The sequence below is a fragment of the Parundibacterium terreum genome, assembly GCF_014636315.1.
Taxonomy (GTDB): domain Bacteria; phylum Pseudomonadota; class Gammaproteobacteria; order Burkholderiales; family Burkholderiaceae_D; genus Undibacterium; species Undibacterium terreum.
In genome coordinates this window covers 809158-835973 of the sequence record NZ_BMED01000001.1, presented here as the reverse complement: position 1 = coordinate 835973, position 26816 = coordinate 809158, and the positions used below count along the sequence as shown (strand labels likewise).

The window sequence follows — 26816 nt, the reverse complement described above, 5'->3', positions numbered from 1 at the left end:
TTTGATAGCATATTCTTCATAGCACTTCTCTATCAGTTTGCCCTAAGTAATTAATTTCAAAATAGATATCTTTAGCTTAAGAATAGGAGTAGTGTGTAGTGACATAGTTGCAAACAACAGCTTCTGGTCTGGCACTTCGACAGCATCAAGCAAATTAACCGGCTGGGCCAAAGCTAATCATGAATGACAAAACCATAGGTTCTGATGGACCTCCCGTAAATACTGAGCCGGGCCTGGACCTGGACCTGGACCTGGAATCCCAGAATGCGCAGCAATTACGCAAGAAGGTCGTCGCGCTATTGACGCAGGCGGACCAGGAGGCGGAGCAGGTCAGGAGCCGGATAGCGGATCTGCTGGCCCAGGTAGGCGAGTTGCGCGAAGTGGCCAAAAGCAAAGATGCACTGGAAGATCTCGTGCAGAAACTACGCGAGGCCAACCATAATCTGATCATCGCCACGTTTGGCGCACAAGACATGCAGGCCAGTGCCGAGGCGCTTAGCCATAGGCAAGAAGAGTTCCTGGCGATGCTGGCGCATGAGTTGCGCAATCCTCTGGCTCCTATTGCAATGGCTGCCGAACTGATGGGCAAGATCACGTCGGCCCACCCACAATTACCGAAGCTGCACGCGATTATCGGGCGCCAGGTCCATCACCTGACCCATCTGGTAGGTGATCTGGTTGATGCTTCCCGGGTCAGCAGCGGCAAGATTGTGCTGCAAAAATGTCCGTTGCTGGTGTCTGACATCATCAATAGCGCGGTGGAGACCAGCCAGCCCTTCATAGACAAGCGCAACCAAATCCTGATCCTTGACTTGCCGGAAGAGCCTATTACCGTCGATGGTGATCTGGTAAGGCTGGCGCAGGTTTTTTCCAATCTGCTGATCAATGCCACCAAGTTCATGCCGGAATACGAAAAGATCACCTTGTCCGTGAACAAGCTGAAGGACGAGGTCCTTATTTCGGTCAAGGATAAAGGAGTTGGCATCGCTGCGGATATCCAGCCCTTTGTGTTTGAGCTATTCCGGCAGGGTTCTCACGCTCTTGACCGCTCGCAAGGCGGTTTGGGCATAGGCTTGGCCCTTGTGAAGACCATAGTCGAGATGCACGGCGGTACTGTCAAAGTCAAAAGTGCCGGAGTTGGCTTTGGGAGTGAATTCACCGTCGTTTTGCCTGCTTGCTTTGATCCCTTGCCAGATTTTAACCGGCCAGCTGTCGGCGTTACTTCATTTCAGCCGCGCCGGATCCTGGTGATAGACGACAATGCCGACGTGAATGAGACCCTGGTCGATTTTCTGAAACTGGAAGGGCACGCCACAAGCTCCGTTTTCAACGGTGCAGCCGGGATAGCCATGGCGCAAAAAAATGATTATGATGTCATCGTTTGCGATATAGGCATGCCAGGCATGGATGGTTATGAAGTAGTCCGCCAGCTTCGCCTCAATGCAACGGAGCCCCTGCCTTGCTACATCGCTCTCACAGGCTACAACCACATTGAAAATATGGATAAAGCCCGCAATGCGGGTTTTGACCACTATCTGGTGAAGCCGATAGCGATCGACATCCTGGTGAGCCTGATTTCTTCCAGCGTTGCCCATCATGCATAAGGCTGTTATTGCCGGTTACGTCGGATATGTCCGGCCGGGAGGGGGGAGGCTGCTGCGCTCTTGCCTTCGCGGGTGGGCATCCGTTTCATTATTGCCGCTGTACTGGGAACTTACATTGATTTATGGCAACCATTGACGCTCAACGCCACCTGATGATCACCAGCGCCGTTATGCAGCGGCCTGATGCGCCGGTGGACGTCACGATACACCTGTGGGAAAGGCTGGCAGCCGAGCTTATTCAGATAATTGGTGAAGGCGGCTTCCAGTCGCTGTACACCAGAAGCCTCCATCTTGCCGGCAAGACTTACCCTTGGTTGGCCGTGAACCAGCCGCCGCAAAACACGGAATCCCGGTTCTCAAGTTTAAGAATGGATCTTGAAGGACAACAAGCAAAAACATGCTGTGAAGCGAGCATCGCCTTGCTGGCTACTTTCATCGACATTTTAAGCTTGCTAATCGGCGAACAATTAACGACCGGCATTCTGCGTTCAGCCTGGGGTGATGACGCTATGAAAACCGTCGCAAAGGAATTTCCACAATGAGCAACAAAGTAATCATTCGCCGTCTGGCGACCGGCGTACCCGGACTGGACGATCTGCTGGGCGGCGGTTTGCCGGAGTTTTCGTTCAACCTGCTCGCCGGCACTCCCGGCAGCGGCAAGACAACGCTGGCGCACCAGATCATGTTTTCACTGGCAAATCCGGATCGTAAGGCCTTGTTCTTTACGGTGCTGGGCGAGTCGCCGCTCAAGATGTTGCGCTATCAGCAGCAGTTCCCATTCTTTGATGCGGACAAGATCAACCGATCGATCAAATTCGTCAATCTGGCGGCAGATTTGCTCAAGGGAGATTTTGATCGTGTGCTGAATCGGATTACTGATGAAGTGCAAAGCTTTTCACCCAGCCTTGTATTTGTTGACTCATTCCGCTCCGTCGCACAATCTGCCAAGGCAATGGATAGCGGCGTGGCCGGCCTGCAACATTTTGTGCAGCAACTGGGTATGCAGATGACAGGCTGGCAGGCAACGACCTTCCTTATAGGTGAGTACCTGGCGCCTGAAGCGGAATCCAGTCCGGTATTTACCGTGGCTGACGGCATCATCTGGATGTCGCAACTGGTGCATCGCGACGCAATGATACGCAAGATACAAGTGGTGAAGATGCGTGGTCAGGCCCAGAGCCCGGGCGTACATACTTTCCGCATCAGCGACGACGGTGTGCGGGTATTCCCTAGGGCTCTGCTCACCGATCCGAAAGCCGATGTTGAAATATCCGGCGACAAGCGCTTGTCGATGGGTGTGCCCGCGCTGGATGAGATGATGGGCGGCGGATTGCCGGCAGGTTATTCCTTACTACTGGTGGGACCATCAGGATCGGGGAAAACTGTGCTGGCGACGCAATTCCTGGCGGAAGGCGTGCGCATAGGAGAGAAGGGCGTCGTTGCCGCTTTTGAAAAAAGCCCGAACCAGTTGCTGAGCCACAAGCTCAATGGCCTGATCAAGAACGGCGATGTCGGTTTGATCAATACCCGTACGCTGGATTTGTCGATCGATGAGATCCTGCACGACCTGGTGGAGATGATCAAGCGCATGGATGCTAAACGGGTTGTGATAGATTCGCTGTCCGGTTTTGAGCTGGCGCTGGCGTCGGTATTCCGCGAAGACTTCCGCGAGGCGCTATACCGCATGGTTGCCGTGCTGACCGGCATGGGCGTGACAGTGCTGATGACGGCGGAGCTGGAAGACCAATACACGATGCTGCGCTTTAGCTCTTACGGAAATGCCTTTCTGGCGGACGCCATCCTGATGCAGCGCTACGTGGAAATATCCGGGGAGCTAAGGCGCGTCATGTCGGTCGTTAAACTGCGCGCCAGTGCGCATAGTAAAGAAATACGCTTCTTTGATGTTGCCCGCGATACTGTCGTTGTTGGAGAAGCTTTGAGCGAATATGAAGGAATATTGTCCGGGCATCCCAGCAGTATTTCGTAGCCTATGTAAGAACTAACAGGTACGCAATCTGCAACAATGTGCGTCAGCGAACGCATCACCCAGGGGTTGCATGCTAGCCTGAAGTGAAATGCTTTCAGCAAAGAGCTAATTAGCAAGCCCCGCTTAAGTATATTGGAAAGTTGTCAGGCCTTGCCGTGGCCAGTCCGCAGTCAGAGCGACCAGTTGGCAGAGAGAGGGAATGAAAAAGCGAAGGAGCGACGGCGAGTTTGGTCATGATCCGGTTAAGCCGGGCGTAACACACAAGCGTCGGGGTAGCGCATCCGTTGCTGTCAAAAATGGCCATTCACGCCAGGGGAGATCTCTTATTTCCAACGCAAAAAATCTGTTGCTCCGCGAAGAACTCGTGGCAGAACGCGAGGCTGCGGTCGAGGTGCGTGAAAAAAGGCTTTCGACACTGGAAGACGAGCACTCTGACAACGACGGCCATCTGCTGCGCTTGCGGCAAGCCAATAGCCACCTCGTCATCGCGACGATAGAGGCGCATAAACTGACCGAAGAAGTGCAAGCGGCAAAAAGCAAGTTGCATCATTTGGCGCACCACGATGTTCTCACCGACTTGCCAAACCGCATGCTGTTGCAAGACCGCATAGGCCAGGCCATCGAACTGGCGCATCGGCAGGGGCGCAAGCTGGCGGTGATGTTCATGGATCTGGACCGCTTCAAGAATATCAATGATTCTCTCGGCCACGCTGTCGGCGACCAGTTGCTGCAATCGGTTGCCCAATGCCTGATGACCTGCGTGCGTCACTCGGACACCGTCAGCCGGCAAGGCGGCGACGAATTTTTATTGCTGCTTCCCTTCATTGAGCAGGCAGAAGATGCGGCACTGTCAGCGCAAAAAATACTAACTGCGCTTGCACTGCCTCACCACATTGGCGGCTGCGATTTGCATATCAGTGTGAGCATAGGCATCAGCATCTATCCGGATGACGCTGACGATGCGGAAAGTCTGGTCAAGAATGCCGATACAGCGATGTACTATGCCAAGGAGAAAGGCCGCAATAACTATCAATTCTTTTCCGCAGACATGAATGTGCGTGCAGTGGAAAGGCAGCTTATTGAAACCAGCTTGCGCGCTGCCTTGCAAGGTGGACAGTTTGTCCTGCATTATCAGCCCAAAGTCAACCTGGATAGCGGCGTGATTACTGGAGCCGAGGCACTGCTACGCTGGATCCATCCGGAGTGGGGCATGGTTTATCCGGCGCGCTTCATGCCGGTTGCCGAAGATTGCGGCTTGATTGTGCCCATAGGCCGCTGGGTTTTGCGCGAGGCCTGCGAGCAGGCCAAGCGTTGGATTGATGCCGGCCTGCCACCCTTGTCTATTGCGGTGAATATATCGGCACTGGAGTTTCGGCAGAGTGATTTCTTTGAGGAAGTGCGCACTATTCTGGATGATATTGGACTTGACGCGTCAGTGCTGGAACTGGAGATTACCGAGAGTGTATTGATGAGGGATACCGAATCCAGCGCAGCCATTCTTAATAATTTGAAAAATATGGGCGTGCAACTAGCGGTCGATGACTTTGGCACCGGTTATTCCAGCCTTAGCTATCTGAAAAAATTTCCTATTGATGTGCTGAAAATCGACAAGTCCTTTGTCGATGATATCGCATCTGGCAATGATGCCAGCGCTATCGCAGGCGCGGTCGTAGGCATGGGGAATAATCTGAAGCTGAAAGTGATTGCGGAAGGTGTGGAGAGTAAGTTGCAACTGGATTTTTTGCAGCGGCAACATTGCGAGGAGGGGCAGGGGTTTCTGTTCAGCAGGCCAGTAGCTGCGGAAGAATTTGCTAAACTATTGCAGGCGCACGGGAGTAAAAAGTCTTAGTTCTTAAGGCCGCTGGACATGTTGATGTCTGATGTTTGTTGGATTGAATTTGGTGTCGGAGAAGCAGGCATGAAGCTGGACTCCAAGCTCATGGCGTCTTCTCCGGGCTTGTCAGATATTGGAAACAAGCAGCCTGTCGACCACATTGCGCACGCCGGGTGTGCCCCAGGCCGAATGGTTCACCATGTCACGCTCGGCCCAGCTATGCACCACGCCGGTCAGAGTGACGTCAGATCCATCTACATCAACCTGTATGCCTTGTGCATCTGCCTTTGCCCGGCGCTTTAATGAAGCATCAATATCCGCCTTGATGCTAATTGCGGAAACCGAGGGTTTGACGACGATATCATTGACAGCACCGGTGACGCCCAGCAGGTGCCGCACTGCATCTCCGGCGGCTCTCTTCTGATATTCCAGGCCTACTTCACCTGTGAGTGTGATCCAGCCGTTTTCCACGACAACCTTGACGCAATCGCGCGGCAGGTAGGTGGTCCATTGCAATACATTTTCTGCTGAACGCGCGATGTCAGCATCGTGCCGCACACTGGCCCCTGGAAGCGCCACGTCAATTTCCACTGCCACCGCCTTGACTCCCGCGACACGCTGCACGGCACGCACAGTCTCGTGTTTTTCTGCATAGCTGTCAACGTGACCGGCAAGGGTGACGATGCCGTCTTTTACCTCAACTCCGATCAGCGCAGCGTTGACGGACGGTTCCCATTTTAATTCTGCAATAACGTCTTCCTGCACCTGCATATCGGTTTTCATTCCATTCTTTCGTTGTTGAGGGACACCCCGGAGGGATGCCCCAAACTGCGCGCGATGTCTGCCATGGTCTGTTCGGTAACGCACGCATTTGCGGTAGCTCAAGGAAAGAGAAAAGACTTCTCACTCTTTGGAGAAATAGTCCGGCCAATCGGGAATATCGGCCTATGATGATTCATCAATATCCATTTTTTTCATGCATTGCTTCGCCTGATTTAAAGCCGGCATGGGCGCATGGATTTAATTTTCCAGGATGCAATCCTAAAAATCCTGACCCTATTTTTGTGAAGTATCACGCAAAGGTTCAATATGCGAACGATGAAAGCAGCAGTATTTCTGCGCCCAGGCAAGATTGCGCTGGAAGACAGGCCGATACCTATAGCCGGGCCGGGCGAGGTATTGATGCGGATCACCACAACCACGATCTGCGGCACCGATATTCATATCCTGAAAGGTGAGTATCCGGTAGAGCCGGGCCGCATCATCGGGCATGAACCGGTGGGCGTGATTGCCGATCTGGGGCCAGGAGTGACCGGCTATGTGGTGGGGCAGCGGGTGGTGGTGGGAGCGATTACTCCCTGCGGACAGTGTCATCCCTGTCTGGACGGGCACCAGGCGCAATGTGGCGGCAAGGCAGCGGGCGGCTGGCGCTTCGGCAATACCATAGACGGTTCTCAAGCCGAATACATGCTGGTACCCAATGCGATGGCTAACCTGGAAGCTATTCCGGACGGGTTGACGGATGAGCAGGTGCTGATGTGTCCGGACATCATGAGTACCGGCTTCGGCGGTGCAGAAAGCGGAGAGATCAGGATAGGCGATATCGTGGCGATATTCGCGCAGGGGCCGATAGGCTTGTGCGCCACTGCCGGCGCCAAACTGAAGGGCGCCAGCATGATCATTGCGGTAGATGGCGTCGCTTCGCGCCTGGAAGTGTCCCGGCAACTGGGCGCGGATGTAACCATAGACTATACAAAGATCGACCCTGTCCAGGAAATCATGCGCCTGACGGAAGGGCGCGGCGCGGATGTGGCGATCGAGGCGCTGGGAACCCAGGAAACCTTTGAAAGCTGCCTTCGGGTGCTGAAGCCGGGTGGCACCTTGTCCAGCCTAGGCGTGTATTCCGGTAAGCTGACAATGCCGCTGGATGCTTTTGCAGCGGGCCTTGGCGACCACAAGATTATCACCACACTTTGCCCCGGCGGCAAGGAACGCATGCGTCGATTGCTCAATATCGTCGCCTCAGGCCGTGTGGATTTGAAGCCCATGGTCACCCATCGCTTCAAGCTGGCAGATATTGAGCAGGCCTATGAGCTGTTCGGAAATCAGCGCGACGGTGTATTGAAAGTCGCGATTACGCCTTGAGTGTACTTCCGCCGTTTATTTGCCGAATCGGCGAATGCAGCTTATGCTATGCCTGTCCCGTAAGCTGAATAGTCCCATGCTAACTCCAATGCTTTGAAGGAAGGCCGATGACGATACGCAATCTGCAATATCTCTTTTCTCCTGCCTCTGTTGCCGTGATCGGCGCTTCGCAAAAAGAACATAGCGTGGGCGCCACTGTCTTGAATAATCTGGTGGAAGCCGGGTTTCATGGCCGGATATTTCCAGTCAATCCCAAATACGACAGCCTCAGGGGTTTGAAGACTTATGCTAGCGTGGGTAGCCTCCCTGTTGTACCTGAGCTGGCCGTGATTTGTACACCACCAGCCAGCGTGCCCGGCCTGATCGCTGAATTGGGGGCAAAAGGCACCAGGGCCGCGATCGTGCTGACAGCCGGCCTCAGCCTTCATCCGGATGGGCAGGCGCTTTCCATCAAACAGATGATGCTGGATGCAGCCAAGCCGCATCTGCTGCGCATACTTGGCCCCAATTGTGTCGGTCTGCTAGTGCCGGGCATAGGCCTGAACGCCAGCTTTGCACATACGGGGGCATTACCCGGTAAGCTGGCTTTTGTATCTCAATCCGGCGCGCTGGTAACCGGTGTGCTGGAATGGGCAAAAACGCGCGGCATAGGTTTCTCAAAATTCATTTCCCTCGGTGACAATGCGGACGTGGATTTTGCCGATGTACTGGACTATCTGGCCGGTGATGCCAATACCTACGCCATCCTGATGTATGTAGAAGATATCAAGCATGCGCGCAAATTCATGTCGGCGGCCAGGGCTGCTGCGCGCAGCAAACCGGTGCTGGTTGTCAAGGCGGGGCGTGCTGCGGAAGGGGCAAAGGCGGCGGCATCGCATACCGGCGCACTGGCAGGGTCCGATGCGGTGTATGACGCTGCCATACGGCGTGCCGGCATGCTGCGTGTGTTCACCACGGAAGACCTGTTCGGTGCCGTTGAAACGCTCGCCCATGCCAAATCGATGAATGGCGAACGCCTGACCATCCTGACCAATGGCGGCGGGCCGGGCGTGATGGCGACAGACGCGCTGATATTTGGACAGGGCAAGCTGGCAGCCATGCCTGCACCTGTTATTGCTCAACTGGATGAAGTATTGCCCTCGACCTGGTCGCATGGCAATCCGGTAGATATCATTGGTGACGCGCCTGCCGAGCGCTATGTGAAGGCGCTGGAAATACTGCTGAAAAATCCGGAGTCCGACGCCGTGCTGTTTATCCAGGCGCCTACAGCGATTGTGCCTTCCCTGGATATTGCTAGTGCGATCGTACCGTTGCTGAAAGAGACATCGCGCAATGTGATTTCCTGCTGGCTGGGCAGCAATGCTTCTGCACCGGCGCGGCAACTGTTTTCCAATGCGGGAATACCCACCTACGACACTCCTGAAGAGGCAGTGCGCGGCTTTATGCAGATAGTGCAATATCGCCGCAACCAGCATCTGTTGATGCAGGTTCCACCGTCCCTGGCCGTAGATTTTGTGCCGGATCGCGAGCGCGCCAGGGCAGTTGCGGCAGCGGCCTTGGCAGAAGGAAGAAACATCCTGTCCGAACCGGAAGCGAAGATCATGCTGGCAGCCTATGGCATCCCTGTTGTGGAAACCCGGATTGCCAGGTCGGCTGAGCAGGCAGTGCAGTTTGCGCAAGAGATCGGTTTTCCGGTGGCGCTGAAGGTATTGTCGCCGGAAATTTCGCACAAGACCGAGGTCGGCGGCGTAGTGCTGGATCTGGAAACGGCGGAGGCTGTCGGCAAAGCCGCACAATCGATACAGCAGCGTTTAAGTGAGCTGAGACCTGATGCGACACTGCAGGGGTACTCCGTGCAGTCGATGGCGCGCCGGCCCGATGCGCAAGAGTTGATAGTTGGCGTCACCACCGATGCGGTATTCGGTCCGGTGATCTTGTTCGGGCAGGGCGGCATTGCGGTAGAGGTGATAGATGACAATACCATAGGCTTGCCGCCATTGAACATGGTGCTGGCGCGCGATATGATTTCCCGCACGCGGGTTGCAAAATTGCTGGCAGGCTACCGTGACAGGCCTGCGGCGGATGTGGATGCAGTCTGCCGCGCTTTGATCCGAATATCGCAATTGGTCTCCGATATTGCCGAGATTGCTGAACTGGATATCAATCCCTTGCTGGCAGACGCCAAAGGCGTGCTGGCGCTGGATGCGCGTATTCGTGTTGTGGTAGCAGATAAAGAGGCTGGCGTGGATAGGCTGGCAATACGCCCTTATCCGGCAGAACTGGAGCAGTTGGTAGATTGGCAGGGGCAGGCCTTGCTATTGCGGCCTATCCGTCCGGAAGATGGCGAGGCACATGTAGACTTTTTCCATGCGATGCTGCCCGAAGATATCCGGCTGCGAATGTTTATTCGCATGCGTGAACTGCAGCCTGACCAATTGGCTCGATTTACCCAGATTGATTATGACCGCGACATGGCGTTTATTGCCACTCGCAAGCGCGACGATGGGCGCGATGAAACGCTGGGTGTGGTGCGAGCAATGGCAGACCCTGGCAACGAGAAAGTCGAATTCGCAGTAACAGTACGTTCCGATTTGAAAGGAAAAGGTCTGGGGTCGATCCTGATGGCCAAGTTGGTCGAATATTGCCGCGCCAGGGGAATACAGGAGATAGTCGGCGAAGCTCTGTCTGAGAATGTCGGTGTTCTCAACCTGGTAAAGCGGGTGGGATTTGAAGTGAAACCTGTCCCCGGGGAGGCGGTAATGGCTTTGCGGTTGGACTTGCGAGGGGAGAAACTTGCTTGAAGTATGGTCGCCGGGAGTGCAGCGGCCAGGTTTTAAACTGAAAGTGAAACTAGAGCGGGCAGCTTGCCAAGCCGCTCCTTTCTCCAGGGCTAAAGCGACACGTTTATGCCTTGGAGGATTTGTTGGGCTTACTGCTTAGGTAAAGCAGCTTTCTTCAATTTTTTTTCTTCTTTCTTTTCCTTCGGTGTCTTTAAAGCTTGTTTTTTTACAGACTTCTTGCTGTCTTGGCCTTTACTCATGGTATTTCTCCGTCGATTGTGCAAATGTGAGGCTGAACCTTGGTTTGTCCAGATATGCCGTGCCGGCTGAAATGACGCGGCGCAGACTTATTATATAGTCTACACCATAGACAAGGGCAGACTGAGTCTATTTACATTTCTTAAGCCAAGGGGACTTCAGGCGTCAGTCACCCTCGAGCCTGCCAGGTATAGCCTTTCTTTCCAGCTCTTTTGTCTTTTGAATGTGTGATTTGCCGTACATACGCCGACTTTGAAAACCCCCAATCTATGGCTTTCAAAAGGAGACGATAATGACACCAATAGAGAGAAATTTTTTGGATAATCCGGACAAGAATCGCTCCGGCGTGTCCTGGGCGGCAATTTTTGCCGGTGCGGCCGGTGCTGCGGCACTGTCGCTTATCTTGCTGATACTGGGTGTGGGGCTGGGCTTTTCGGCGGTTTCTCCGTGGTCCAATAGTGGCGCTAGTGCTGCGGCGATTGGTACCTCGACCATTATCTGGCTGGCGTTTACGCAGATTGCGGCCTCAGGCGTGGGCGGCTATCTGGCTGGCAGGCTGCGCGTGAAATGGGCTTCCATGCATACGGATGAGGTGTACTTCCGCGATACTGCGCATGGTTTCCTGGCATGGGCGATCGCATCCCTGATCACTGCGGGATTGCTTGGCTCAGCCATAGGTAGCGTCATATCGGGCGGCGTGTCTGCGGGTGCTACGGTCGCTTCCACTGCCGTTGGCGCTGCAGGAGCCGCTGGGGTTGCCGGAGCTGCGGGCGTCGCGGGTGCGTTGCCGGGCGGTAGTGACGGCTCTACGGCGTACATTGTCGATTCCATGGTGCGCACCAATCCAGCCTCGCCTGATGCCTCTAGTTCGGCAGCGAGTACAGGCACTACAAGCGGAGCGGGCGCGCCTGCCAACCCGGCTGCGTCTGACAATGCCATGAAAATGGAAATCACCAGGATCTTCATCAATGGCGTCCGCGCCAAGGGCCTGCCGCCGGAAGACAGGCAATACCTGGCGCAAGTGATTGCCAAGCGCACCGGTTTGAGCCCGGCCGATGCCGACAGACGTGTCGCAGATGCTTACAGCCGCACGCAGACCGCCATCAATAATGCAGAGTTGAGTGCAAAACAAGCTGCCGACGCAGCACGCAAAACCGCTGCCTATACCGCCTTGTGGATGTTTGTCGCTTTGCTGTGCGGCGCCTTTGTTGCCAGCCTGTCTGCCACCTTTGGCGGCAAACAACGTGACCATGTTGTGCATCACAGCACTGTTACAGCTTAAATTTTATACAGGGAGACTATCATGCGTTCACTTTTATTATTGCTACTTGGGGTGCCTATTCCTATCATTATCCTGATAGCGCTGTTCGTGCGCTAACATCAGGCAAGTAAAAAAAGGCCACACTCATTTCTTAGCGTGGCCTTTTTGCTGGGGCGGCCCTTTTTTTTGCGATGCTCGTATTTATCGCGGAAGATTATCCAGGTCCGCAGGCTCTTTCATTGCTGCGCCGTTACGCTCTGCGCGAAAGCGGGAAGACATCTGGTAGGCCGCCTTGCGTACCCGCATGATAGAGCCTATAGGGCGGTGTGCGGCGATGCCGTGCCAAGGGCTGAATGACATGTCGTCATCCACGGCTTTTGACAGCGCCGCGCTCCAGGCTGCCTGTGGTGGTGCACTAATCCGGGCCACGGTGACGTAGGGGCTCAAATCTTCGGGCCAGGGCACTGACGCGTCTTCAATCGGCATTTTGTCCAGGTCGGTGCATAGTTGCGCGCGCACTTCCCACTCAGCGCTGTTGCTTGCAAAAAAATCGACCACCGCTTCGCGCAGTCCGTCGGGTTTGCCATCCAGATCAACCGGGGCCTTGGTCAACTGCGTCAGGCTGGAAGAAATCGGCACTATGGAGATTTTGGCCATATACGGACCGAACAAGATGGGGGCCTGGCTGAAAAAGCTTTCGCCGAGGATATTTGTTTCGGGATGACCGCCCAGTGCAATGATGAGTGGGCTCTGGCCGCCGACGGCTTCGATGACTTTCTCTGTGCCGCGCAACACTGCGGACAGCGCTTTTTTAAGCCCAGGCGCCTTGTCGGTCGTTGGCGCCAACAATTTCAGATTGCCAAGGAATTTTTTCGGCCCTGGCGTGGCGAAAGAAGGGGAGCCGTTGACCAGCGCCAAATCCTGTGTGACATCGCCCTCACTATCTTCCAGTCGTGGACCTTCAACGCCCACGATTTTTACCGCCATGCCGCGCGGGGTTGAGACATTGTCGTCCAGCATGTCGCCGGGAATAGTTGACAGGCGCATCACAACGGGCCAGTTGCCCGGTTTGCTAAAGATACCCTGCGCATAGGCGGGAGGCAGACCTTCAGCTACTGTCAACTTGCCGTGTAGCAGACCGTGGCTTTTTGCGTGCACGCTGCGCGTCGCGTGGCCAGAATCCTTATAGGTGACTTCAGAAATATGCCTCAGCGTTTCCAGCATACCGGCAATGGTTTCCACTTCCCCCTCTTCAGGTACTTCAAAGCCGGGTTGGTAGATGAGGGGGGAAATGGGCGGTGTGGTGTGGGAGTCCATAGCTGACCTTTAGAAAGAGGGGGTTACATCGGAGGTATAACCCGTCAATAGTGTGGGACGCCTCTTATTGCGTCGGTGTGTCAGCGCACCAAGTATGTGGGCTGGCGTACAGTGTTTGGCTGGCAGCGGCGTATGGTGTTTCTTGCCGGTGGCTGAAAACGGTCTCCCGGCTGTGCAGGTTTTTGATTAATTTTCAGGAGATTTTGATGACACAGCAATCCAAGGAACTGGCTAAAGGCATGACCAAAGAGCAGCAGCAAAAGATGGAAAGGGATGAATCCCAGCAGACAGAAAATGCCAATCAGCAAAAGCAGAAGGCAGAAGCCAGTGAAGTAGCTGGGAAGCACAAAAATGACGGGCAAAAAGATCATAAGGGCGCACGCGGGCAGTGACACGTGCCGCTTCATTTATGATCGGTAGCGGTTTTTTTGTTTTAGCTTCTTAGTGTGGCTGGCAGTTCGGGGTGTTCCTGATTTGTGCTCACCAAGCATCATCTCACGCTTCAGCCCACCCCGGCATTGCCGCAAACCAGTCGGTGAGGAAGTCGATAAACGCACTTACCTTGGCCGACAGATTCATTCTTTCCGGATACACGGCAAAAATATCGGCATCCGGCAGTGTCCAGTCCTCCAACACCAGCTTTAAATCTCCCGCTTGCAGGTGCGCCCGCGCGTCCCATTCCGAGCGCGTCAATATGCCAAAACCGGCCAGCGCCCATAGCAAAGCCGTCTCACCGTCATTGGTGCTGAGGCTGCCGCGTACCTTGACGGTTTCCCGCTTGTTGCTCCGCAGCATATGCCAGGTTCCGTAGGCGGCGTCACTTTCCCGCAATACGATGCACTGGTGCGTCTGCAGATCATGCGGCGTTTGTGGCATGCCCGCTGTTTTCAGATAGGCGGGTGATGCGCACAGCAGGCGGCGGTTGGCCGCGATCTTGCGCGCCACCATGCGCGAATCCGGCACCGTGCCAAACCAGATGCCGATATCAAAGGCCTTGTCCGCCAGGTTGACGGCACGGTCTGTCAGCTCCAGTTGCACTTCCACTTGTGGATAGAGGCGCGCAAATTCTACGATGGCTGGTGCGATATGCCGCCGGCCAAAGCCGAAAGTCGCATTCACCCGCAGCAAGCCCTTGGGCGTGGCCCGGCTGCTGGCAATGGTGCGCTCCAGTTCCTGCAGGTCGTCCAGCAGGCGAGCGCCGGTGGCCAGATAGATTTCTCCCTCATGGGTGACGCTGAGCCGCCGGGTGGTGCGGTTTAGCAGCCTGACTCCCAGGCGCTTTTCCAGTTGCGACAGGCGGGTACTGATGGCTGGCGGGGTCAGCCCTAGTTCGCGGGCAAGCGCAGCCAGGCTGCCTTGCTTGACCAGCCGTATGAAAAAATCCAGATCCGATATTGAGTCCATAAACCCATCCTTATACCTAAACCTCTATCTACCTATTCATAAAATTAATTTATGAATAGATAAAATGAGATTGTATTATAAATTTTCTTGGACGGACTACACTTCTCCCATCGCTTGTTAATGACTATCAATGTTCATTAATGCCGTTTATAAAATGGAGAAGACATGGAGCATACCCTCTACCAAAAGCTGGTTGCTACACATACAGTGATGCGCCTGGATGCGCAGAACGTATTGCTGTATGCCGATCTGCATATCATGAACGAATACACCAGCCCGCAGGCATTTGCCGGGCTGAAGGAGCAGCAGCGCTCCGTTGCGGTGCCTGCACAGCAGATGGCAGTGGTTGACCACATCATTCCCACGCATCCGGTCAGCTTCCGCGTCATCCAGGAGCCGCAATCGGCAATCCAGGCCAGCAATCTGGCCAAAAACTGCGCCGAGCATGGCATTACTCTATTTGATACCAATGACGCGCTGCAGGGCATAGAACATGTGATCGCGCCCGAACACGGCATGATACGGCCGGGCATGGTGGTGCTGTGCGGCGACAGCCACACTACAACCTATGGTGCACTGGGCGCATTGGGTTTCGGCATAGGCACCTCCGAGGTGGAGCATGTACTGGCCACCCAGACCCTGGTGTACCGCGTGGCGCAGGACATGCGCATTACCATCAACGGCACGCTGCCGGCAGGCACTACCTCCAAGGACTTGATCATGTATGTGATCAGCCGCATCGGTGCGCAGGGTGCGCGCGGTTATGCAGTGGAATTCTGCGGCAGCGCCATCGAGGCACTGTCGATAGAAGCGCGGATGACCCTGTGCAATATGGCAGTGGAAGCTGGCGCGCGCGGAGCCTTGATTGCGCCGGATACAAAAACCATATCTTATGTGCTTGAGCGCGCGCCGGATATTGCCGGGGAGATGATGGCTCTGGCGCTGGCGGACTGGGCTACGCTGCACAGCGACCAAGGCGCACGCTTTGATCTGGAATACAGCTTTGATGCAACCGAGGTCGCACCCTTTGTCACCTGGGGCACCAGCCCGGACCAGGCGGTCGCCGTTACCGGTACCGTGCCTTTAGGTGCATCGGTCACAGACGTGAACGACCATGCTGCACTGGAGCAGGCCCTGCGCTACACAGGTCTGGAGCAGGGCATGCCCATGGAGGGCATTGCTGTACAGCGCGTGTTCATCGGCTCATGTACCAATGCTCGGATTGAAGATTTGCGGCAGGTGGCTGCAATTGTGAAGGGGCGCAAAGTCGCCGCTTCCGTGCGGGCGATGGTGGTGCCGGGCTCCGGCGCGGTACGCATGCAGGCAGAGCAGGAGGGTATCGCCGCCTTGCTGATCGACAGCGGCTTTGAATGGCGCCGGCCCGGCTGCTCCATGTGCCTGGCCATGAATGATGATTTGCTATCACCCGGCGAACGCTGCGCATCCACAACCAACCGCAATTTCGAAGGCCGCCAGGGCCGCGGCGGCATCACGCACCTGATGAGCCCAGCCATGGCCGCTGCCGCTGCAATCACCGGCTATATCACCGATGTAAGACAACTGGGGGCCGCCAATGTCTGATACTAAATTGAACAAGACGAATATGCAGAATCTGCTGATCGAAGGCGTGGGTGCTCCTTTGCCTATTTCCAATCTGGATACCGACCAGATCATGCCCAAGCAATTTCTGCGCATCATCAACAAGGCCGGGCTGGACAAGGGCTTGCTGTATGACTTGCGCTTTGATGCGCAGGGGCAGCAGCGAGATGACTTTATTCTGAACCAGCCTGCGTATGCGCAGGCGAAGATACTGGTCGGCGGACCTAACTTTGGTTGTGGTTCCAGCCGCGAGCATGCGGTATGGGGCTTACAGCAGTACGGTATACAGGTAGTGATTGCATCGAGCTTTGGAGAAATTTTTTATAGCAATGCGATGAACAACCGCCTGCTGCTGGTGATGCTGGATGAGGCCGATGTACAACGCATCCTGACGGATCTGTCCGATCCGCGCACCAACCGCATCAGCGTGGACGTGCAAAGTATGACGGTGCATAGCCATAGCTGTACAGCGCAATTTTCCATGAGCGGGCGGCACCGGCATATGTTCCTGGAAGGGCTGGACATCATAGGCGCAACGCTGGCGCACGTCGATGAGGTCCGGGCGTTCACTGAGAATTACTGGCAGCAGCGCCCATGGCTGAAAGCCGTGGCGCGGAAAACCGGCGACAGGCTGGGTCTCACAAAATAAAGCATGTACGGATCGGGAATATCGTCATGATCGTGCCGATGAATATCCCAATTGCAAGAAATAAACGGCCCTGCAAGGACGGTCGCCGCATTGCCTCTGGCTTGCGTCAGCGATAAAAAAGTCCGGCCACTGACAGACCTAAGGAGACAAAAATGGAAGCAAGCATGAGCGACATCCCCGCAAGCCGTGGCGGTGTCTGGGGCAAAATCTGCGACTACAAAATCGGGCCGTTGCCCCTGCCGGTATACGTAGCCATCGCCGCTGTAACGATTATCGCCGCGCTGAACAAGCGGCTGCCGAACGACATGATAGGCGGCTTTGCCGTGCTGATGCTGGCCGGCTTCCTGCTGGGTGAGCTGGGCAACAGGCTGCCGGTATTCAAGCATATAGGCGGTGCTGCGATACTTTGCATGTTCGTGCCGTCTGCTCTGGTCGGCTATAAGCTGATGGACCCGGAGATGCTGAAAGCCATCACCACCACGATGAAGACGGCCAACCTGCAATACCTCTATATTGCTTGCCTGGTGGCCGGCAGCATCCTGGGAATGAACCACAAGATACTGGTGCAAGGCTTCATGCGCATGTTCATTCCGCTGCTGATAGGCACGGTCGCTGCGATCGCTGCCGGTGTTTCGGTAGGGCTGTTCTTCGGCTATGACCCTATGCACACTTTTTTCTTTATCGTCATGCCTATCCTTGGCGGCGGCATAGGCGAGGGCATTCTTCCTTTGTCGATTGCCTATTCTGAAATCATCGGCAAGCCGCAGGCAGAATTGATCGCCACGCTGGTACCTGCAGCGCTGCTGGGGAATGTGATCGCAATACTCGCCAGCGGTATGCTCAAACGCATAGGCGAGACGCATAAACACTTGACCGGCGACGGCATCCTGATCAAGTCCGGTGAAGACAGGGAATTGCTGAGGGAGCAAGGCACCACGGCGCCGCTGGATTTGGGCTTGCTGGGTGCGGGCTTGCTGATAGGCTGCGCGTTCTTCATCCTCGGATCGCTGCTGGCGCCTTACACCGGCATTCCTGGCCCCATCCTGATGATCATCACGGCGGCCTTGCTGAAGGTCAGCAAGATCATTCCTTCAAGGATGGAGCTGGGCGCCTACCAGATGTACCGCTTCATGTCGGTCAACCTGACCTTTGCCATCCTGGTCGGGCTGGGGACCTTGTTCGGCTCCTGGAATGAATTGGTCAAGGCCTTTACACTCGGTTACTTCGCCATTTGCGCGGCTACTGTCGCTGCCATGGTGGCCGCAGGATTTTTTGCCGGTAGCTGGCTGAAGATGTATCCGGTAGAGTCGGCCATTGTGACTGCTTGCCACAGCGGGCTGGGCGGCACCGGCGACGTGGCTATCCTGACTGCATCCAACCGCATGGGCCTGATGCCGTTTGCGCAGATATCCACCCGCATCGGTGGGGCAGCGATGATCGTTTTTGCAACCATCCTGATGAAGATATTTCACTGAGTTTGCGGTATCCTAGGGACTGTATGCGCCGGGAGCGGAATTCTGCACCGGCGCATATCCTTTTATCCGGCAGCCTTGCCATTTTGCTTTTGAGCTTGCTTCTCCATGACCACCCATCTCGCCCTGACCATCCTGCTTAACCTGATACTCGGCGTGGGCCTGGGGGCAGTGGGAGGCATGCTGGGCATAGGCGGCGGGCTGATTGCGATTCCGGTACTCAGCTTTCTTTACGGCATGGACCAGCATCTGGCGCAAGGTACTGCGCTGGTGATGATCACGCCGAACGTGCTGATAGGCTTCATTCGCTACCGCCAGCGCAACCAGATCGATATGGGTGCTACGGGCGGACTAGCGATAGCAACCATCATTACCTCGTTTATTTCAGCGCATTTTGCGTCCCTGGTGGCGGCAGAGAGCCTGAAGTTTGCATTTGCGATCTTTCTGATCGTACTGGCCGTCTACTTTTTATGGCAACTGCGCACACGCTCCGGCAGTTCGGATGCGCATGCCCCCAAAGCTTCGGTTTCCAATAAATTTATTCCCATCGTGGGCGTGCTCAGCGGGGCGATGTCCGGTTTGTTTACCGTTGGCGGCGGCCTGGTGGCGGTGCCGGCATTGGTGAGCTTTTTCGGCACCACGCAGATGCAGGCGCAGGCAATGGCGCTGGCTCTGGTGATACCGGGTTCCCTGGTCGCCTTGTTTACCTATGCGCACGCAGGGCATGTGAGCTGGATCACCGGTATCCCGCTGGCCGTAGGCGGCATTGCCAGCGTTTCCTGGGGCGTAGCGCTGGCGCACAGGTTTTCTCCTTTAAGGCTGCGGATACTGTTCTGCGCGGTATTGGTGGGAACCGCCGTGACGATGCTGATGCAGAAGTAAAGCATAGAAGTAGAGCCTTTTCCCCTGAAAAACGGCAGTTCCGGCCGTTTTTACTCCCCGTTTTTCCCGATTCGTCTGTCGTTTTTCGGTTTCGTCGGATATCATGCGGCGATATTCTCGCTGGCTGTTATTCTTCGCAGCAATACCACTACACCGGAAAGTCCATGATGACGAGCTTCTTTTTCATTGTCCGTTCCATGTTTGCCTGGGCGGTCGCTTATCTCATTTTTGTGATCTTCATGATGAACGTCGTCTTCTCCCATGCTGCGCATGCAGAGGGAGGGCTCTTGTTCATTGCCTTGCTGCTGGCCGTTACCGTCATCAGCAGCGCCTTTTCCCATTTGCGCAGGGTAAGGCTGATAGCGGATCAGGTCAATTCCAGCACGCTGGCGAACCGCCAGCGCCGCCAGATAGAAATCCCCTTCGATTCCGGGGAGGTATTCGACATGATTGATGCCGCCATACGCGAGCTGCCCGGATCGGAGTTTGTGGAGAGTGCGCGCGACAGCCTGCAGGTGCGTGCCAAGCTCAAGCGCATCAACCCCTACAATACGTCCTTTCCTGCCGGCCTGGTGTTTGCCCGCTGGTTCGGCACCCGGCGCAACCAGATACTGGCGACCATCATGCCGGGCGAATCCAGCAGTAGCGTCACGCTGATCTGCGAGCCGGAACGGGCTGCCTGGACAGACTGGTTCCTGATGGACGACGGCATCAATCTTGAGAACGCAGCAGCCCTGGGGCGTGCAATCACCCGCCGCGTTGCCGAGCGCCGCCGCAGCGAGCAAGCCAGCGCCAAGCAGACAGTCACTGAAAAAGAATTGACGGTTGCCAAGCTCAGCCTGTTGCATGCGCAAGTAGAACCGCATTTCCTGTACAACACCCTGGCCAGCGCCCAGGTGCTGACACGCACCGATCCGGCGCGGGCCGATGAGATGCTGGGCAACCTGATCACTTATCTGCGCCATTCGCTGCCGCGCACTGAGGATTCGCTATCGACCATCGGTGAGGAACTGGAGCGCGCCAAGGCTTACCTGGATATCCTGACGATACGCATGGGTTCCCGCCTGCAATTACAGATTGATATCCCGGAGGCGCTGAAGTTCGTGCCTTTCCCGACGATGATGCTGCAGACGCTGGTGGAAAATGCGATCAAGCACGGGCTGGAGCCAAAGACCGGTGGCGGCACGATCTGGATACTGGCGCGCACCGTCGAAAACGCCGTATCGGTGACGGTTGCCGATGATGGGCGCGGCTTTAGTGCAGAAGGCGGCGGCACCGGCATAGGCCTGCGCAATGTCAAAGAGCGCCTGCGTCTGGCTTATGGTGCTGCAGCATCGTTCTCCATCGTCGCCAATTTCCCGAATGGCGTGGCGGCCACCATCATGGTTCCTGCCTCTTACACTGCCGGAGGCGGACATGCTTAAGTGTGTTGTTGCTGAAGATGAAGCGTTGCTGCGCGATTCGCTGCTGAAATTGCTGGAAGAAGTCTGGCCCGATCTGAATGTGGTAGCAGCCTGCGATGACGGCGGTGCCGCGCTGGAAGCCATAGCGCAGCACCAGCCGGACGTGGTTTTCCTGGACATCCGCATGCCCGGCCTTTCCGGGCTGGAAGTTGCCACCGCGATGGCCGTAGCCAGCCCGCATACGCAGATCGTCTTCGTGACCGCCTACAACCAGTATGCAATAGATGCATTCGACAAGGGGGCAGTGGACTATCTGCTGAAGCCGATAGAAAAAGATCGCCTCGCGGCTACGGTACAGCGGCTGCAGAAAAGAAATGGCGCAGGGCGCAATGAAGCCTCGGCACTGGCAGAGCTGGTGAAACAACTGGGAGCGAGCCTGCCTAAGTCTAACGCTGCCGAGCCGCTGGTCTGGATTACCGCCAGCTCCGGCACCGAAACCAAGTTGATCATGGTGGATGACATTGCCTACTTCCAGTCGGACAATAAATACACGATCGTAATGACTGCCGAGGGCGAGGCCATACTGCGCAAGCCTATCCGTGAACTGCTGGACCTGCTGGATACGAATATCTTCAAGCAGATACACCGCGCGACCATCGTTAATGTAAAGCATATTGCTTCTATTACCCGTGACAATGCAGGAAAAGGGATGGTCAGGTTGAAGTCTCGGCCTGAGACTTTGAGCGTTAGTCAGCCGTTCATGGTGTTGTTTCGGAATATGTGAGGTTTTTGCGCGGTAGCTAATAGCTTTTGCATTTATTTGCGATTGCTGGCCGGGGGTAGCCCGGCGGCTACTTACTTTCTTTGCTTCGCCAAAGAAAGTAAGCAAAGAAAGGCGACCGCAAGCCTCGCCCCTTCGGGGTGCCCGATTGTGCGGCACAAAAAATGGGAAACAGGCGAAACTCGCTGCGCTCAAACACACCTGTTTCTGATCCATTTTCTGTGCCGCACAATCGGCGAGGCTCCGAGCGGTTGAAAGTCAAAAGCCAGATCAAAAGTCAGATCAAAAGCAGCAACCAGGGTGCCGCACTTTAGGGTGAACTCAGTTTTCAAATTTATGCTGGCTTGGCGCGAGATCAGAGTTGTTGCTTAAGGGTTGGATAATTCTGCCCAAATTAAAAGGAATCATCATGCCAAACTCAATTACTCTTTTGGCAAACCTAAAAACCTCCATCAAAAAATTCCTCGCCCTGTCCGCCACGATCAGCCTGGACACGCTGGAAGAAAAAGATGAGCAGGGGAATCACCGCTTCGCCCGGGGGCGCCATAAATATTATGGGATAGGCGCGCTGGTCATCTTCTTTGCGATCTTCTCGGGCTATGGCATGGCGCATATGCTGGGGACGATGGCGGGTATCTCAGCACTTGGGGCTGTAGTCGGCGGTGTGCTTTGGGGTGGCTTTCAGTGGCTGCTGGAGCGGCAGATCATGATGTCGGTGGCGCCGGATGCCCGGGTTTGGGCAAAGCTGTTTGGTTTTGGCTGGCGCAGCCTGATTGCGATGCTGTCGGTGGTGACGATGGTGTATCCGTTTTTTGTGGAAAGTAACCGCGCTGAGATTGATGTCAGGGCAGGGGAGATAGCGCATGCGCGCCTGATCGACAATGTGCGGACCTCGCAGCAGGCGGCCGGCGTACCGGCTTTGCAGGCGATGGCTTCGGTAGCGGAGCAAAAATTGCAGAGGGCGGAAGCCGAGCTGGCAGGTGATCCGCCGGAACTGCCGGCTTTGCGGCAGCAGGCCCGCGTGTGCTGGGTACAGTTGCGGGAGGCGGAGGTGAAAACTGCCGCTCGCCTGAGTCAGCTTGAAGACGCCAGACGGGTGGCTGCTGATGCTGCTGCCTTGAACCAGGCTGAGGCAGGCATCGCCGCGCTCGCTGCAAAGCGTGATAGTGCAAAGAATGTCTGCCGAAGTCGCGACAGGCAAATTGCAGACAAGCTGGCGGCATGGAAAACGGAAAAGTCTGTAGAACGGCAGGCTATCGTTCTGGAAAACCGGCAGATCGATAGCCGGGTCGAGGCCGCAGGCGCCAGGGGGAGGATATTGGAGGGTGAGCAGGCCGCCAGGATAGAGAAGGCTGCAAACTCAGGTTTTGCGGCCGACTTTGAAGCGGTGTGGGACATGCTGCAGCATGATGCGAGCCGCCGGGTGCAATTCATTTGGTGGTTTGCGTGGTTCCTGTCGATAGAGCTGATCGTGATGATCGTCAAGCTGAGTTCACTGACCGACCTTGACTATCGCCTGGGCTCTGACGAAAGTTTATTTAGGCAGCGGGTACAGCTGGACCTGGAGCTGAGGCAGGCAGAGCTGCAGACGGCAGGATTGCGGGCCAGGATGCAAGCCAGGGGAACGCAAGCCGCGTTGCAGCAAGATGAGGGGCGAGTCTGGCAAGAGATGGAAAGCCAGGCTTTACAGCTTGGCTTGTACAAGGAGCAGATAAAGCTACCGGCAGAACTGGCCGAGGCAGCGCTGCAGCAGATGCTGCGGATACAGGATATGGACAAGCGGGGTGCAGCTTTTGATGCGTGGGCCAGCCTGGATGCGGTCATGCGCCGTATGCTGCAGGATTTGGAAAATTTTTCCAATGACCAGTTCGTCAGGAACAAGGGAATCAAGCTGGGCAAGCATTGAGTGGATTCGCTGCAGGAAGAACAAACCGGGCGAGAAAGAAAAATCCCTGGCAGCACCGGTAAGTTGTCCGGCACTGCCAGGGATTTTTATGTGGAGCCGCCAAGGGCCGCAAAGACGGCTCCAGACACAAAAGTTCCGGGCTTAGAACTTGTAGCTGGCTCCGATGTTGATGAAACGTCCAACAGCGCCATCCTGATGCATCGCCGCATCATAGAAAGAATTGCCGGCGCCGCCATAGGTCTGGAAGTCCAGCGGTGGTTCCTTGTTCAGCAGGTTCTGGACGGAAGCGTGCAGGGTCCAGTGCTTGTCCAGCTTGTAGCTACCGTACAGGTCCAGCGTTGTGAAGCTGCTGATCCTGCAGTACTGTGGAGGCACGGCGCCGGAGAAAGCAGGGCCACTGAAGGAGTTGTTGATTGCATCTTCGCAGGTATTGGAGCCGACAGTAGGATCGGTCACGCTGAAGCTGCTGATCCAGTTCACCGTGCCGGCCACTGTCAGCGGGCCCTTGTCCCAGGTGGCGACAAATTGCGCGCGGTCCCTTGGGTTGCCGGTGTCGCCGGAAACGCCGGATGGGCCGTGGGTGCCTGCCAGTTCATAGACAGTGCCGTCAGCTGCACCTTGCTGGTACTTGAACAGATGGGTTTCATTCAGTTCCAGTGTCAGCTTGCCGTAGCTGTTCAGGTTCAGGGTCCAGCGTGCATCCAGGTCCACGCCCCTGGTGCGGGTGAATTGTGCATTCTCATACGGGAAAGGCGCATACAGGATATTGCCCGTTGCAGGAACTTGGTTGACCGTGCCCGTCGCTGTGTTGAAAGGCTGGATGGTCGGCGATGAGCGCACCAGATTGTCTACGACGTTATAGTTGGGATCGCCGGACGAAGAGATGATCTGGTTATCGATACGGATGTCATAGAAATCTGCCGATACGTTGAACTGCTTGGTCGGTTCAAAGATAATGCCCAGCGTATACGATTTGGAGGTTTCCGGTTTCAGCTTGGAATTTGGCTCTTGTACACCGAGCAGGCCCACTGCGCATTGCTGCGGATAGTTGCCCGGCAGCGTAGCTGGATCTACGCCAGGCGAGGTGTTTGGGCACAGCAGCTTGTCGCGGTAAGTGGTGTAGTAGAACGACTGGCCGGCATTGCCGCTTTCTGCCGGGTTAGGCGCGCGGAAACCTTCAGCATAGGTGCCGCGGAAGGTCAGTTGTTCCAAAGGCGTGTACTTGAAGCCGACCTTGGGGCTGGTTGCCTTGGCACTGTTGCTGTACTTGTCATAACGGGCGGCGGCATCCAGTTCCAGGTTTTTCAGCACGGGGGCGACCAGCTCTACATAGGCAGCCGAGACGTTCTGGTTGCCGATGGCAAACGCGTTGTTGCCGGTTTGCTCGCCATTGGCGAAGCCATCCGCAGCCCTGGCATCCAGCTCGCGATGGGTGAACTCCGTACCCAGGCCGATAGACAGGGGGCCACCAGGTAGTTGCATTAGTTCGCGGCTGCCACGCAGGCTGACAAATTCCAGCTTGTCGGTGGCTTTCGATGCTGCGGTTGGCGCGACGAAGGCATTGGCCGCAGCGCTATTGCCGCCGGCAGCCTGGCCGACCAGATAAGGCGTGGTCGGATTGTTCAGTGCTGCCTGCAGGTTCAGATAGTTGACTGCGCCGCTGACTCTTTGCTTGACGATATTTTCTGTATAGCCGGCAGAAGCGGTCACATCCCATTCGCCTATGCTGCCCGACAAGTCGCCGACCAGCCTGTAGGTTTGCGACTGTACCAGTGTGGTGGAATTACCCAGATTGGCAAAGTTGTATTGCAGGATTTGCGGCGAGCCTGTGGTATTGCCTGGATAATTAGCCGGTACCGTGACAATCAACGGTCCGCCGACGGGCGTTGCAAAAGGCAGTCCGCCCGGGCGGTAGGCAACCGAGGATAAGCCGCTCGTGCCGCCGGTAGTGGAGTAGTTGTTCACCTGGTCTGCGCGGGAATCAAACAGCGAAGCCTTGCCTTTGAACTGCCAATCTCCCGCCAGCTTTTGCGTGAACGAACCGATTACGTTAATGTTTTGCGTTGATGGCTGCACTTCCAGGCCAGCGCTCTTGTAGCCGCATTGGCCGGCTGCAAACATGGTGGCATTGCAGCCTGGCAGAAAGCCGCTGATGTTTCCGGTGTTGGGGTCAATCAGGTAGCCGGTAGTGCTGCCGGGGAAGCCTGCATTCAGGTTATTGGGCACGCCCAGTGTCAGATTGTTGCCACCCTGGCCAGTCCAGTCGGTGTTGGCGAAAGCCATGCCCTGGCGTTGCGATAGCAGGATCTTGTCCTGGCTGCGGTACTCCACGGAGAGGTAGGCATTGTGGCCGTCTTTTTGCAGGTCCCCGACGCCATAGATGCCTGAGACGTGGCTGGTATTGCCGCCGCCCCGGGTGGTCGTGCCGGTTTCTGCCGAGATTTCTGCACCTACATAGCTTTTCTTCAGGATGACGTTCACCACGCCGGCCACCGCATCGGAGCCATAGATGGAGGAGGCGCCGTCTTTCAGTATCTCTATGCGCTCAATTGCATCAAATGGAATCTGGCTGATATCGACAAAGCTGCGCTGGCCGTCATCCGACAATGCATACGGCGCCATGCGATGGCCGTCTATCAGCACCAGCGTGGCGCCGACGGTGAGGCCGCGCAGTGCAACGCCGCTGGCGCCGCTGGCGAACGCGCCGTTAAAAGATTGCCCGAGCGTGCCTGCGCCGTTGGCCGTGATATTGCGCAGTACGTCGGCCACGGCCGTGTAGCCGGATGCTTTCAAGTCCTGCTGTGTCAGAACCTGCACCGGGCTAGGAGTTTCCTTGTCGGTACGCCGGATGTTGGAGCCGGTAATTTCTACCCTTTGCACTTGCTCGCCGTCGGTTTGCTGCGCATGTGCATGGGGAAGTGCCAGAGGTAAAAGTACAACACTGCCAAGTGCCAATGAAAGAGCTTGGGGAAGCGTCTTGGCCTTGATTTTTTTAATAAGGGAATTCATTTTTACTCCTAAAAATACTGTCCAGAAGCGGTAATGACCGAGCCGGGGCCCGGCAAACCAATTGGCAAATAAAGTGGCCGAATATTTTTCTTCGATCGGGAGTGCCTGAAAAAAAGCCAGTCAAATTATTTAGATTGAATGGAAACACTTAGCTCAGCAGAGTGTCAAAAACACGAAAGTAACGCTGAGTAACATGTCCTGAAAACGCAACGCTGCCCGGTAGGGCGCTCTCAGATTTGTAACGAAATGCGAAGTCGCTTACAAAGTATTTACACTCTGATTTTCTGCGTGCTCTGCATTGCTGAACAGGCCGCTGAGTAGTTGAAGGAGGCGCAGGTTGTGGGAGTGAAAATAGCAAGCGCTGCTGTAGCAGCCATGGCGCAGATTTTTTTAAGGCAGGGACATAGCCTGGATATCGATAATTACCAGTACTATTTATACGAAAATTGAAACAGAAAGTTTCTGCCTGGCGGTGACAGGTACTTGCCAAAAACGGGAATTCAGACATCCCCGAAATACGCACTG

Annotated in this window: 19 protein-coding genes; 15 read left to right on the top strand and 4 right to left on the bottom strand. The window is 55.6% G+C overall.

The genetic code is table 11. The features are described 5' to 3' along the window. The first annotated feature begins 179 nt into the window (after positions 1-179). The 4 genes from IEW12_RS03830 to IEW12_RS03815 all read left to right on the top strand — a co-directional run bounded on the left by IEW12_RS03830 (position 180) and on the right by IEW12_RS03815 (position 5440). Complete coding sequence (locus IEW12_RS03830) at positions 180-1604, top strand: hybrid sensor histidine kinase/response regulator (protein ID WP_188564636.1); 1425 nt, start codon at positions 180-182, stop codon at positions 1602-1604. A gap of 122 nt (positions 1605-1726) precedes the next feature. Continuing rightward, positions 1727-2146 (top strand): hypothetical protein, encoded by a 420-nt coding sequence (locus tag IEW12_RS03825; protein WP_188564635.1) that lies wholly within the window; start codon positions 1727-1729, stop codon positions 2144-2146. Beyond that, positions 2143-3591: an ATPase domain-containing protein gene (locus IEW12_RS03820; protein ID WP_188564634.1), complete on the top strand. Its 1449-nt coding sequence runs from the start codon at positions 2143-2145 to the stop codon at positions 3589-3591. Before IEW12_RS03825 ends, IEW12_RS03820 begins: the two co-directional genes overlap by 4 nt. 199 nt (positions 3592-3790) lie before the next feature. Continuing rightward, a complete protein-coding gene (locus IEW12_RS03815) occupies positions 3791-5440 on the top strand; it encodes a putative bifunctional diguanylate cyclase/phosphodiesterase (RefSeq protein WP_188564633.1) in 1650 nt (549 codons plus the stop codon). Positions 5441-5551: 111 nt separating this feature from the next. Here the strand turns inward: IEW12_RS03815 and IEW12_RS03810 are convergent, their stop codons facing one another. Then, positions 5552-6208, bottom strand: a complete 657-nt coding sequence (locus tag IEW12_RS03810) for a BON domain-containing protein (RefSeq protein WP_188564632.1) — start codon at positions 6206-6208, stop codon at positions 5552-5554. 306 nt (positions 6209-6514) lie between these two features. On the opposite strand from IEW12_RS03810, the gene IEW12_RS03805 reads away from it, so the two are divergent. The 3 genes from IEW12_RS03805 to IEW12_RS03795 all read left to right on the top strand — a co-directional run bounded on the left by IEW12_RS03805 (position 6515) and on the right by IEW12_RS03795 (position 11890). After that, positions 6515-7570: an NAD(P)-dependent alcohol dehydrogenase gene (locus tag IEW12_RS03805; RefSeq protein ID WP_188564631.1), complete on the top strand. Its 1056-nt coding sequence runs from the start codon at positions 6515-6517 to the stop codon at positions 7568-7570. 107 nt (positions 7571-7677) lie between these two features. Beyond that, complete coding sequence (locus IEW12_RS03800; protein WP_188564630.1) at positions 7678-10371, top strand: bifunctional acetate--CoA ligase family protein/GNAT family N-acetyltransferase; 2694 nt, start codon at positions 7678-7680, stop codon at positions 10369-10371. A 529-nt stretch (positions 10372-10900) separates the two neighbouring features. Then, a complete protein-coding gene (locus IEW12_RS03795) occupies positions 10901-11890 on the top strand; it encodes a hypothetical protein (protein ID WP_188564629.1) in 990 nt (329 codons plus the stop codon). A gap of 180 nt (positions 11891-12070) precedes the next feature. Here the strand turns inward: IEW12_RS03795 and IEW12_RS03790 are convergent, their stop codons facing one another. Beyond that, positions 12071-13186: a catalase family protein gene (locus tag IEW12_RS03790; RefSeq protein WP_188564628.1), complete on the bottom strand. Its 1116-nt coding sequence runs from the start codon at positions 13184-13186 to the stop codon at positions 12071-12073. Positions 13187-13392: 206 nt separating this feature from the next. Between IEW12_RS03790 and IEW12_RS03785 the strand changes: the two genes are divergently transcribed. After that, on the top strand, positions 13393-13578 hold the full coding sequence (locus tag IEW12_RS03785) for a hypothetical protein (RefSeq protein WP_188564627.1): 186 nt from the start codon (positions 13393-13395) through the stop codon (positions 13576-13578). 103 nt (positions 13579-13681) lie between these two features. On the opposite strand, the gene IEW12_RS03780 is transcribed toward IEW12_RS03785, so the two are convergent. Continuing rightward, positions 13682-14590 carry a LysR family transcriptional regulator gene (locus IEW12_RS03780; RefSeq protein ID WP_188564626.1) on the bottom strand — a complete coding sequence of 303 codons (909 nt, stop codon included), beginning with the start codon at positions 14588-14590 and terminating at the stop codon, positions 13682-13684. 165 nt (positions 14591-14755) lie between these two features. Between IEW12_RS03780 and leuC the strand changes: the two genes are divergently transcribed. The 7 genes from leuC (at position 14756) to IEW12_RS03745 (ending at position 23282) form a co-directional block, all read left to right on the top strand. After that, positions 14756-16171, top strand: coding sequence for a 3-isopropylmalate dehydratase large subunit (gene leuC, locus IEW12_RS03775; RefSeq protein ID WP_188564625.1), 1416 nt, complete (start codon positions 14756-14758; stop codon positions 16169-16171). Then, positions 16164-16838, top strand: a complete 675-nt coding sequence (gene leuD / locus IEW12_RS03770) for a 3-isopropylmalate dehydratase small subunit (protein WP_229750902.1) — start codon at positions 16164-16166, stop codon at positions 16836-16838. The genes leuC and leuD overlap by 8 nt, the downstream gene beginning before the upstream one ends. A gap of 152 nt (positions 16839-16990) precedes the next feature. Beyond that, on the top strand, positions 16991-18313 hold the full coding sequence (locus tag IEW12_RS03765; RefSeq protein WP_188564624.1) for a 2-hydroxycarboxylate transporter family protein: 1323 nt from the start codon (positions 16991-16993) through the stop codon (positions 18311-18313). Positions 18314-18418: 105 nt separating this feature from the next. Further along, positions 18419-19192 carry a sulfite exporter TauE/SafE family protein gene (locus IEW12_RS03760; protein WP_188564623.1) on the top strand — a complete coding sequence of 258 codons (774 nt, stop codon included), beginning with the start codon at positions 18419-18421 and terminating at the stop codon, positions 19190-19192. A gap of 164 nt (positions 19193-19356) precedes the next feature. Next, the gene (locus tag IEW12_RS03755) at positions 19357-20616 is read left to right on the top strand and encodes a sensor histidine kinase (RefSeq protein WP_188564622.1); all 1260 of its coding nucleotides are present in this window, start codon (positions 19357-19359) and stop codon (positions 20614-20616) included. Beyond that, the gene (locus IEW12_RS03750; RefSeq protein ID WP_188564621.1) at positions 20609-21379 is read left to right on the top strand and encodes a LytR/AlgR family response regulator transcription factor; all 771 of its coding nucleotides are present in this window, start codon (positions 20609-20611) and stop codon (positions 21377-21379) included. The genes IEW12_RS03755 and IEW12_RS03750 overlap by 8 nt, the downstream gene beginning before the upstream one ends. Positions 21380-21785: 406 nt before the next feature. Next, positions 21786-23282 carry a DUF4407 domain-containing protein gene (locus IEW12_RS03745; protein ID WP_188564620.1) on the top strand — a complete coding sequence of 499 codons (1497 nt, stop codon included), beginning with the start codon at positions 21786-21788 and terminating at the stop codon, positions 23280-23282. 141 nt (positions 23283-23423) lie between these two features. On the opposite strand, the gene IEW12_RS03740 is transcribed toward IEW12_RS03745, so the two are convergent. After that, entirely contained in the window at positions 23424-26291 is a 2868-nt protein-coding gene (locus tag IEW12_RS03740; RefSeq protein ID WP_188564619.1) for a TonB-dependent receptor, read from the bottom strand. Positions 26292-26816 lie beyond the last annotated feature (525 nt).